The sequence below is a fragment of the Companilactobacillus crustorum JCM 15951 genome (assembly GCF_001434585.1).
Lineage (GTDB): Bacteria > Bacillota > Bacilli > Lactobacillales > Lactobacillaceae > Companilactobacillus > Companilactobacillus crustorum.
Window position 1 is genome coordinate 1 of record NZ_AZDB01000010.1, and the last position, 11,412, is coordinate 11,412.

An 11,412-nucleotide genomic window follows, 5' to 3' on the forward strand; every position below is an offset into this window, starting at 1 on the left:
AATTCGGATTAAATTTGCAATCTACCTTAGCCATAAATTTGCCCCCATTTCTAAATATTATTTTTCAAAATAATTATTTAATTTTAACTTTTTAAATGATTTATTAGTATTATTAAATATTTTTTAATAAAAGTCCAACGTTATACCGTTATAATTCATTAATTATGAGAATTTTATTAATGTTGATGCAGTCCGTCTTCTTGAGTAATTCTTTGAATATGAATGATAAAGTACAATAATTCTTTACTAGTTAGTTGAACTCCCTTAATTTGTTTAATTTTATTAGAAATTTGTTTGGCAATGTCAGTTGATCCCAGATAATCTCGTTCAATTTCTAATTCAATTTTGCGATCAAACTTAGTATCTTGAGATGTATTATCCAATCGCTGTTTCAAATATTGCAAATGAACCATAAATCGATCGTAATAATTACTATTGCTTTCAGTTCGAAAAATATTATTTCTCACCAAAACGGTTTTAATTAGTTTAGCAAAATCTATTTCTGTATTGACTTGTTGCATTCTATTTTTATTATCGTGAGCATTAATAAAATGTAACGCAATATTTCTAATTTCTGTATCAGGCAACTTAATATTCAAATTATGATTAATTATACTTAAACCCTTACTAGCGATTAAATACTCATCTATATATTGATTGCTCATATCCGGAATGTGACTTGCCTGATATTTTCCAGCAAGATAGCGCTTATAAGCCCCGTATATGTGGTCGCTCAAAGTAATATAAACATAATCTATTACTGGATAATTAAATTTTTTCTTCGCATAATCAACAATCTCATAAGTTGTTGTTACGATATCTATCGGTATATCTTTCAAGAGAAAATATAAATTCTTCTGTGAATCAACTGAATCCAAATAAAAAATCTTTTCTATTTTTGAGCTATCTAGAAAAGATTTTTTTGACTTATGAAAGGCTATGCCTTTGCCTTTAACGATTGCTGATTGATTATCCCCTAAATCAACCAAAACTGTATTATTATTAAAAATTTGTTGAATAATTAATTGCATAATCTCCCTCCTTATACAATTAATTATAAATGATTTTTAATAATTTAAGTTTAAATTTAAAAATTAATGTAAGCGTCATATATCTTATAAAGCAAATTTTTCAATAGCTAGACCAACGCCACTATGATTATTATCAGCAGTAACATCATCACTATTGCTCTTTACTTCTGATAAAGCATTGCCCATGGCCACACCCTTACCAGCAATTTTTAACATATGGATATCATTGTCGCGATCACCCATGGCCATTACTTCAGAAAGAGTAAAATGCAGCTTTTCTGCTAATACTTTTAAAGCCGCGCCTTTATTAACATCTTTCGGAAAAATCTCCAGAAAACCAATTCCTGTGCGAACAACAAAATAATTCTGATCAAATTTTTGATGCACCAAATCGGAAATCTTATCCAATTCTTTTTGATTGCCATTAATAATGGCCTTTACAATTTCAAAATCAGCTGGTAACTGGTCGGGTTCTTTAAGATATAAACCATTATCATTTTCAAAAGCCTGCATAATCGTATACTTATCTAACCATTCATTACTACTGCTGTATGTATTGCCGGATTGATCCACTACGTTGTAATGCAAGTTATTGTCTTTAACAAATTGTACGAACCCACGATAAAATTGATTGCTCATCATTTTTTGGAAAACAATTTTACCATCCATATTCTCAATAATAGCTCCACCATTAGTGATCATATATTGATCTGGTCCCGCAATTCCTAATGCTTTAGCAAAACCTATAACGGCGTTATGAGTTCTTCCTGAGCAAAGGACAACTTTAATTCCTTTGTTTAAGGCCCTTTGAATCATTTCCCGATTTTTTTGAGAAACGGTTTTCTCACTCGTCAAAAGGGTGTCATCCATATCAAGAGCAATTAACTTATATTTCATAATATTGACTCCTTTATTTATCTTTAACTTTTATTGTAATAGTTTTCAAAAAAATAACTCTGAGATAAAAGAAATATCCCAAAGTTATTTTTTATTTCACATTTGTTGAAACTTCTTTCATCGTATCAGCTAGTTCTTTGAACCATAAAGCACTCTTTTTGACATAACGTTTTTGATTATTAAAATCAACATAGAATAATCCATAACGCTTGTTGTAACCATTAGCCCAGGAAAATTGATCCTGTAGCGACCAGATGAAATAGCCATTAACGTCAACACCTTTATTACGAGCCTTTAGTAAGGCTTGTAGATGTTGATCGACATAATCAATTCGTTTGTCATCATCATAAACGTAATCATCTGGTGCATTTTCTGGAATTTGTTCCTTCATACCCACACCATTTTCTGTAATATAAATGGTCTTACAATTTGGATAATCCTTATGAATTCTAGTTAAAACATCATACAAACCAGCAGGATAAATATTCCAATCCCAATCTGTAGTCGGAATACCAGGATTTTTTACTGTTTCACAAACTCCATGGAATCTAAAGGAACTTGTGCCCTTATCACCTGTACCATTGAAAGTATTGCCACTTTCACCATCATAGGCTTTGACATATTGATTTTGATAATAATTAAGGCCAAAGAAATCATTTTGAGTACTTGCCTCTTTTAGGATATCCATATCACCAGGCTGAATATCTAAATGTGCCTTATTCTTTTCTAATATCTCATTGATTAAAGCCATCGTTTCATCACTATATCTACCTAAGAAAGTACCATCTAGCAGAAAACGATTGATAAAAGCATCCTGCAAGGCCGCAGCATGTCTATTTTCTGGTGTATCGACAATTGGATAAACTGGTTGGATTACATGAATCAAGCCTATTCTACCCTTGCATCCCATTTCTTTGAATAAATTGACAACTCGAGCATGAGCCAACAATTCATTATGCTCCGCCTGAATAGCACTAGAAACATCAAAATGATGATTGGGTGGGAAATTGCCTCCAATGTACTGTGATTGAGCTAAAGAAATTAATTCATTAATAGTAAACCAATTAGTTACTTCTGGAAATTCTTTAAAACAGAATTTAGCATAATCGACAAAATAGTCAATTTGCTTGCGATTGAGCCAATCACCCTGGTCAAATAATGTCTTAGGCGTATCAAAATGATGCAATGTTACGTATGGCTCAATTCCATTATCTAAACATTCTTTAAATAAGCGATGGTAATAAGCAACGCCCTTTTTATTGGGATTACCAGTTCCATTCGGAAAAATTCTTGTCCAAGCAATAGAAACACGAATCGCATTGAGACCATATTTTTTTGATAAAGCAATGTCCTCTGGATAACGATTATAAAAATCACTTGCAGGATCAGGACTGAAACGACCTTGCTTCTTCAAATAGTCATCCCACATAGTCTTGCCTTTACCGTCGACTTTAGTATTACCTTCAACTTGATAAGCAGCTGTAGCACCACCAAGTACAAAACCTTTTGGTAATGATTTCACACGATTAATCAATGTCATTTTTTATCTCCTTCGGTTTTATCGTCATTTTGTAATTTATCAACAATGAACTTCAATGCTTTATCAGCATGTCTTGTTAAATCAATATACTGTTTACCTGTGGTCGTGATCATTTTAACGTCGCTATGATCGGCTTCTTGTTTGAGTGAATCTTTCATAGCATCCATTTGTGGAGCAAGTACCGTTACATCCATATCGGGTAATAAATCACTGTGAGCACCATAAGCGGCAGCAGCGGCCTCAACAGGTAAATCCTTTTCCTTAGCCATCTTATTCAAAGCATTGGCAAGGATACCAGAAGTCCCACCACCAGCACATATAACTAGAATATTTAAAGCCTTTTTATCTTTAGTTAAACCTAGAGGAATGTCTCCGGCAGCTGTTGCAACAACGGCATCAGTAGCCACATTGGCATCTGTATCAGGATCAGAATTTTCAGCAGCAATTTTATCTTTTTCTGCTTCTTCAGCAACTTTTTGCATATCATAAGCTTTGAAAAATGGATAATAAACAACCCCATCCATCACTATTAGAGCAACGGCTAAAATCACGGCTTGAATAGAGAATCTAACTCCCATAATCAATCCGATAGGACCAGGAGTTGGCCATGGCAAATTGAAGACAAATCCATTCATTCCAAAATAATCAACGAAAATCTTGAATAACCAAACATTCAAAATTGGAGCACCAATAAATGGAATAAAGAAAATTGGATTTAAAATAAGTGGAGCACCGAATAGAATCGGTTCATTAACACCAAATGTAACAGGAATTGCGGCTGCACGTCCCACTGTCTTCAATTCTTTTGATCTTGCCCAGAGTGCAAACATATAAGTGATGACTAATGTAGCTCCAGTTCCACCTAAAGTAGCAACGAAGTATTGAGTACCTTGTGCAAGAATCTTTGTGGCATGACCACCTGCTTGAACAATCTTCATATTAGTTTCAACATTAGTTAAATAAATAGCTGTAACAGCAGGTTCAACAATTGATGGTCCTTGAATACCAATAAACCAGAAGAAAGCCATAGCACCATAGACAATAGCTAATCCGACATAACCATCGGCGGCCGTGAATAATGGAGCTAGCACTTGAATGATCCAAGCAGCCAAGTTAGTACCAGTTGCCATTCTAAAGAAGATATCAAACAAACCAAAGAATGATGTCGACAATGCGAATGGAATAATATTAGCAAAAGCTGAAGAAATGTTCTGTGGTACTTGATCGGGCATTTTAATTGTGATGTGATTCTTGAAACATACATAATACAAATTTGGAACGATAAATCCTACTAAAAAGGCTGCTAATAAACCTTTAGTACCCATATATCCTTCAGTAAAATATAAACCTAGTTTGTTTGTAAATGGATCTACAGCAACTAGCAGAAAGGCAACCTGTGATGCAAACATTACTGAGGCTGTAGGAATTTGATTAATTTTTGGCAAACGTAAGTTTAAGCTCTTAGTAAGTGCTCTGGCAACGTTAGCTGCAGCCATTAATGATAGAACACCCATTGAATAGTTATAAATTTTCATTAATCCATCACTAACATTTGTTGGCCAATAAAAGCCCCAAATATTAGGAACATCAGCAACAAGAATAAACAATGACGAGAAAATAATGATTGGCATTAATGAAATGAAGCCATCACGAACAGCTTGTAAATAAATGTTGGCTGAGAGTTTTTTAAAAAACGGTTGTGCTTTTTCAATTTGTTTAACGATCGTATTCATAAGTACTTTACCCCCAGAGTTAGTTTTTTTGAATACTATTTTAAATAATAATTTCTCAATTAATTAGTTCTTCATGTCTAATTTTTCTTCAATTTTGTTGATGCGTTCATATTCATCAATAAAGAATTTGCATTGATCCATCAACATCATAGTTGTCATTAAAGTATCTTGACCGTGGACCATAATAAATGTAACGTCCATATCCATGCCACCAGCTTCATCAGCTAGTAACTTTGTTTGCTCATTGTGAGCGTCATTAATCGACTGTTTTGCTTCATCAACTAATTTTCTAGCCTCTTCGATTTTTCCTTCGCGTGCATTATCTAAGGCTTTGAGTAAAGCCGTCTTAGCATCTCCTGCATAAGCCACGATTGCAAAACCTGTCATTGAAATGTCTTCTTTTGTAACTGCCATAATAATTTACCTCTTATTTTGTTATTTTTTCTTTTGTTAAACGTTGAATATGAATAATGAAATAGAGTAATTCACTGCTACTAATTTTTTTATCAAGTTGATTCTGAAGCCGGTCATAAATCTCATCAGCAATCTTAAAAGATCGTGGATATGACGTTTTCATCTCATCTTCCAATTTCTGATTAAACTCTTCATTATCTTCATTTTGGTCATCTAGTCGGCCAGTTAAATATTGCAGATGAATCATAAAACGATCATAATAATTTCCATTTCCATCTTTACGAAAAATAGCATTATCAGTTAAAACAGTTTTAACAATTTTATTGATATTGATTGCTTCAGTTTGATTTGCAGAATCTTGATGTATTTCTTCACCCTTAGCGTTAATAAAATGCAGAGCAATACTTTTTATCTCCGATTCAGGAAAATTCACATTCAAATTAGCATTAATAATGTCCAAACCATGACTAGCAATTAGATATTCAGTGGTATATTGATTACTCATATCAGGAACTAAACTTGCCTCATAGCTATGTGCTAAGTAACGCTGATATGCTCCATAGATATGATCACTTAAAGTTATATATACATAATCTAAAACGTTGTAATGAAACTTTCTTTTAGCATAATCAATAATTTCATAAGTCGTTGTTACCACATCAATGGGAATATCCTTCATCAAAAAGAATAAATTTTCGCGGGAAGCTTTAGTATTTAAATAAAATATTTTTTCAATCTTATTTGTTTCTAAATTTGATCCTTTACTCTTGTTGAAAGCAATTCCTTTGCCTTTAACAATCGCTTGTTTATGGTCTCCTAGGTTAACCAATGCACTATTATTGTTAAAAATCTGAGCTATCTCAACCATCCAACTATCCTCCTTTCAGAACACAAAAAAAGAGATTACAAGATACCCATAAATATACAGCTGTAGTGAAAAACAGTTATATATTTATGGGTATCTAGTAATCTCGCCTAATTTAATAGTAACAATTTACTAGTTATTCATCTTTCAACAAGAATCAGTATAGCTCAGTTCCAAACGTTTGTAAACGTTTCCAAACATTTTTTTACAAATTATTAAAAACAATTTTTAAACTCAATATTAAACAAAAAATGGAGAAACTTTTAGGGCTTCTCCATTTCTAATTTAAACGATACTTTCTTCAGGAATTTCATGTGTCTCACTAAGTTTCTTGAACCAAAAGGCACTCTTTTTAACATAACGTTTTTGAGTTGGAAAATCGACAAAGAATAATCCATAACGTTTGCTATAGCCATTTGTCCATGAGAATTGGTCTTGCAATGACCACATAAAGTAACCCTTAACATTAGCGCCATCATTGATAGCTTCAGCAATAGCTTTGAAGTACTTTTCCAAATAATCAATTCGCTTAGGATCATCAATAATAGTATTAGAGTCAGCACCTTCAGGAAGACTCTCTTTTAGACCAATTCCGTTCTCAGTAACATAAATTGCTGGACATAGAGGATATTGATCATGAATACGCATTAAAATATCATGCATCCCTTTAGGATAAATTGGCCAATCCCAGTCTGTCGTTTCAATTCCATCTGGCTTTTTCTCTTCGCCAATACCATGCAATCTAGAAACAGAAGTTCCTTTAGCTCCTGTACCGTTATGAACGGTCTCTGATTCGCCGTTATAAGCTCTGATCCATTTACTGAAATAATTATTTACACCTACAAAATCTAATTGATGAGCTGCTTTATTCAAGGCAGCCATTTCTTCTGGTGTAGTCTTAAACATTGGCTGATTATTAGCATCTAATATTTCCTTAACTAAAGCCAAAGTTTCAGGGTCATACTTACCGGCTAAAGTTCCGTCAAGATACAGACGATTTTCAAAAGCATCCTGCAAAGCGGCAGCATGTTTATCCTCTGGACTATCACTGTAAGGATAAACCGTTTGTAACGCATGCACCACACCAATTTCTCCACCTAAATTCATTTCTTTATAGGCATTAACTATTCTAGCATGTGCAACATTTTGATTGTGTTCTGCTTGGAAAGCATGGTCAACTCTACCTTTTTCCCCAGGAGGGAATGTCCCTGATACATGTTGTTGAATGGCCATTGAAGTTGGCTCATTGATAGTTATCCAATACTTAACCTCTGGAAATTCCTTAAAACAAAATTTGGCATAATCAACGAACGAATTAAGCATTATTGGACTTAGCCAATCTCCAATTTCATGAAGTTTTTCAGGAGTATCAAAATGATGTAACGTTACAAAAGGAATAATATTGTGTTTAGCACATGAAGCAAACAGTTTATGATAATAATCTACTCCTCTTTTTTCCAAATGATCCGTAGTTCCATCTGGAAAAATTCTTGACCAAGCAATTGACACACGAATTGCTTGAACCCCATATTTTTCTGATAATGCTAAATCTTCGTCATAACGATGATAAAAATCAGCTGCAGGATCTGGACTAAAACGTCCTTGTTTTTCAAGATAATCATCCCAAAGAACTTTCCCTTTTCCATCTTCCTTGGTAGCTCCTTCAACTTGATAGGCCGCACTAGCGCCGCCCATTAAAAAATCTTTCGGTAACTTAAACATTAATAAAACCTCCTATGCTAGATTTGCTTTAACAAAGTTTAATGATTTTTCTGGATTTCTAGTTAATTCAATATATTCTTTACCTGAAGTTGTGGCTAATTTAACACCATATTTATCAGTAATCTTCTGGACGTTCCCCTTCATACTTTCCATCTGTGGGGCAAGAATAACTAGGTCCATGTCTTGTATCATATTCATATCTTGACCATAAGCACGTGCAGCAGCAGACAATGGTAAGTTGCGTTCCTTAGCTGTTTTGTTCAAGGCATTTGCTAGGATACCACTAGTACCACCACCAGCACAGATAACCATTACTGCCGTGTCTTTATCAAATACGTTGTTTCCACTTGCATCATTATTAGATTCTGTAGAAGCCATAACTGTTGAGCCTGTATCGTCACTACCCTCATCAGTAACATTAACTGTTTCAGTAGCAATTCCTTCAGCTGCAGCTTTCTTATTTTCACCGTCAAGTAATTCATTATCGTATGCTCTCATAAATGGAAGCCAAATAAATACATCAAGAACCAAACTTAAAGCAACAAAAACAAATGCTAATGGTGCAAAACCAGTACTAATTAAAATACCAATTGGTGCGGGTATTACCCATGGCATGGTATACATCATACCGTTCATACCTAAAGCTTCAATAAAGAACTTAAACAAACAAATGTTAACCATTGGTGTAACAACGAAAGGTACAAAGAAAATAGGGTTCATGATAATTGGTGCCCCAAACAAAATTGGTTCATTAACAGAGAAACTAACAGGAATAAAGGCAGCTTTACCTAGTGCTTTTAATTGTTTTGATTTAGCCAAAAATAGGAATAAGAAAACTAAAACAAGTGTTGAACCCGTACCACCCATATTCATAACATAATCTTGAGCATTTTGAGCTAAGACATGTGTTGCTTGATGACCAGCTTGAATCAATTTCAAATTTTGAGCCGTATTAGTGACTTCAATAGCTGCTACAGCAGGTGCAACGATTGAAGGTCCTTGAACACCTACAAACCAGAAGAAACCCATAGCCCCAGCAATAATTGCTAGTCCTACATATGAATCACTAGCTGAAAAGATTGGAGCTAATAATGATATGATCAATTGTGCTAAGTTTTTACCCGTAAAAGTGGCTAAAACTAGGGAAAAAGCCCAGAAAACAGTAACAGATAGGAACATTGGAATAACATCTTTAAATGTTTGTGAAATATTCTGTGGTACTTGTGGTGGCATCTTTATTGTGACGTTATTTTTAATACACATATAATAAATATTAGGTACAATCAAACCAACTACATATGAAGCAACTAGACCTTGTGTACCTAAGTATGTTAAATCAGCCCCACCTTTATTTTGAACAATAGCACTAATAATAAAAGCAATTTCGGAAGCTAAAATAACAGAGACGGCATTCATCTGATTTGTCTTAGGCAAATCTAGATTCTTAGTGTCAGTTAAATTTTTGGCAGTTGTTGCAGTAACAAACAAAGCTAAAAGACCCATTGAATAGTTATAAGCAATCATAATATTGTTTTCAATATTTGTAGGCCAATGATACCCCCAAGCATTTGGCACGTATGCAACTAAAATAAACAAAGATGAGAAAAGAATAATTGGCATTGATGCAATAAAGCTATCACGAATAGCTGAAACATATGCATTAGAAGCAATCTTTTCAAATCCTGGTTTCATTTTTTCGACTTTATTAGTAATGACATCCATTTTTTAATACCTCCCCATTATCAATTTAATTTATTTTCAATTTTATTAATCCGTTCGTACTGATCAATAAAATATGTAGCCTGATCAATCAACATCATTGTAGTCATTAAAGTATCTTGACCATGGACCATAATAAATGTAACGTCCATATCCATGCCGCCGGCTTCATTAGCTAGCAACTTAGTTTGCTCGTTATGAGCATCATTAATTGATTGATTGGCTTCTTTAACCAATTTACGAGCCTCTTCAATTTCACCATCACGAGCTTTGTCCAAAGCTTTAATTACCGCTGTTTTAGCATCCCCCGCATAAGCTACGATTGCAAAACCGGTCATTGAAATATCTTCTTTTGTAACTGCCATAATCATTACCTCACTAATTTTTTACTTCTTCTTGAATTAAACGTTGAATATGAATAATAAAATAAATTAATTCATTGCTTCCTAAACTTTTTTCCAAACTAAACTGCAATTCGTTATAAATTTCATTAGCAATCTCAAACGACTCTGGATAAGATCTTTTCATTTCTAATTCCAAATTTGAATTAATTTCTTTCTTATCTTCAGGTTTATCTAGTCTACCTGCCAAATACTGCAAGTGGATCATAAATCTATCGTAATAATTACTATTAGCATTAATTCGATAAATTTTATATTTATTAAGTACTTTATTTACAATTTCATTAATATCTTGACTCTCATTCTTTTTCAATTTACTAGCGCTAGACTCTTCGCCTTTAGCATTAATAAAATGAAGTGCAATACTTCTAATTTCAGATTCCGGAAAATTAACGCCTAAATTATTATTGATAACTTCTAAACCATGGGCTGCAATTTTATATTCTAACGGGTACTGACTCTGCATATCAGGAATTAAAGCTTCCTGATAATTGCCTGACATTAATCGCTGATATGAACCATAAATATGATCTCCCAAAGTTATATAGGCATAATCTAGGACATTATAATTATATTTTTTAATACCATAATCAATAATTTCATAAGTCGTTGTAACGATATCGATTGGAATATCTTTGATTAGAAAATAGAGATTTTCCTGCGATGCTTTAGTATCCAAATAAAATATTTTATCAACCTTACTCGGAACAATATCTGATCCTTTATGTTTGTTAAAAGCAATACCGGTTCCATTAACAATAGCCTGACGATGATCTCCTATGTCAACTAGAGCACTGTTATTATTAAAAACTTGTACAATTTGTACCAATTTCTTCTTATCCCCCTTTCATCAAGGCTAAAAAAAGAGACCACTAGCACTTCACAATGTAATTTCTACATAATCTGAAGTGCTAAGTGATCTCGCCTAATTTAATAGTAACAACTCACTCACCAAATAAAAAAGATCACCAACATTTCTATAGCAAAAAGGAACTTTACTATTCTGAAATGCTAAGTGATCTCGCGTAATCTAATAGTAACAACTCACTGAGCCATGTTCATTTCTTTCAACAAAATTAAGTATAAAACA

The 11,412-nt window shown here is 33.4% G+C and carries 10 protein-coding genes; all 10 read right to left on the minus strand.

The window, feature by feature from the left end:
• Window positions 1-176: 176 nt before the first annotated feature.
• The 10 genes from FD26_RS04155 to FD26_RS04200 all read right to left on the minus strand — a co-directional run bounded on the left by FD26_RS04155 (window position 177) and on the right by FD26_RS04200 (window position 11,151).
• A complete protein-coding gene (locus tag FD26_RS04155; RefSeq protein ID WP_057867182.1) occupies window positions 177-1,031 on the minus strand; it encodes a PRD domain-containing protein in 855 nt (284 codons plus the stop codon).
• A gap of 84 nt (window positions 1,032-1,115) precedes the next feature.
• Window positions 1,116-1,928 carry a Cof-type HAD-IIB family hydrolase gene (locus FD26_RS04160; protein WP_057867183.1) on the minus strand — a complete coding sequence of 271 codons (813 nt, stop codon included), beginning with the start codon at window positions 1,926-1,928 and terminating at the stop codon, window positions 1,116-1,118.
• A 91-nt stretch (window positions 1,929-2,019) separates the two neighbouring features.
• Window positions 2,020-3,468 carry a 6-phospho-beta-galactosidase gene (gene lacG / locus FD26_RS04165; RefSeq protein WP_057867184.1) on the minus strand — a complete coding sequence of 483 codons (1,449 nt, stop codon included), beginning with the start codon at window positions 3,466-3,468 and terminating at the stop codon, window positions 2,020-2,022.
• Window positions 3,465-5,201, minus strand: a complete 1,737-nt coding sequence (locus FD26_RS04170) for a lactose/cellobiose PTS transporter subunit IIB (protein WP_057867185.1) — start codon at window positions 5,199-5,201, stop codon at window positions 3,465-3,467. The genes lacG (FD26_RS04165) and FD26_RS04170 overlap by 4 nt, the downstream gene beginning before the upstream one ends.
• A gap of 63 nt (window positions 5,202-5,264) precedes the next feature.
• Complete coding sequence (locus FD26_RS04175) at window positions 5,265-5,615, minus strand: PTS lactose/cellobiose transporter subunit IIA (RefSeq protein ID WP_057867186.1); 351 nt, start codon at window positions 5,613-5,615, stop codon at window positions 5,265-5,267.
• A 13-nt stretch (window positions 5,616-5,628) separates the two neighbouring features.
• On the minus strand, window positions 5,629-6,483 hold the full coding sequence (locus FD26_RS04180; RefSeq protein ID WP_057867187.1) for a PRD domain-containing protein: 855 nt from the start codon (window positions 6,481-6,483) through the stop codon (window positions 5,629-5,631).
• A 282-nt stretch (window positions 6,484-6,765) separates the two neighbouring features.
• Window positions 6,766-8,202, minus strand: a complete 1,437-nt coding sequence (lacG, locus tag FD26_RS04185; protein WP_057867188.1) for a 6-phospho-beta-galactosidase — start codon at window positions 8,200-8,202, stop codon at window positions 6,766-6,768.
• Between the two features lie 12 nt (window positions 8,203-8,214).
• Entirely contained in the window at window positions 8,215-9,924 is a 1,710-nt protein-coding gene (locus FD26_RS04190) for a PTS lactose transporter subunit IIBC (protein ID WP_057867189.1), read from the minus strand.
• A gap of 20 nt (window positions 9,925-9,944) precedes the next feature.
• Complete coding sequence (locus FD26_RS04195; RefSeq protein WP_057867190.1) at window positions 9,945-10,286, minus strand: PTS lactose/cellobiose transporter subunit IIA; 342 nt, start codon at window positions 10,284-10,286, stop codon at window positions 9,945-9,947.
• A gap of 13 nt (window positions 10,287-10,299) precedes the next feature.
• The gene (locus tag FD26_RS04200) at window positions 10,300-11,151 is read right to left on the minus strand and encodes a PRD domain-containing protein (protein ID WP_057867191.1); all 852 of its coding nucleotides are present in this window, start codon (window positions 11,149-11,151) and stop codon (window positions 10,300-10,302) included.
• Window positions 11,152-11,412 lie beyond the last annotated feature (261 nt).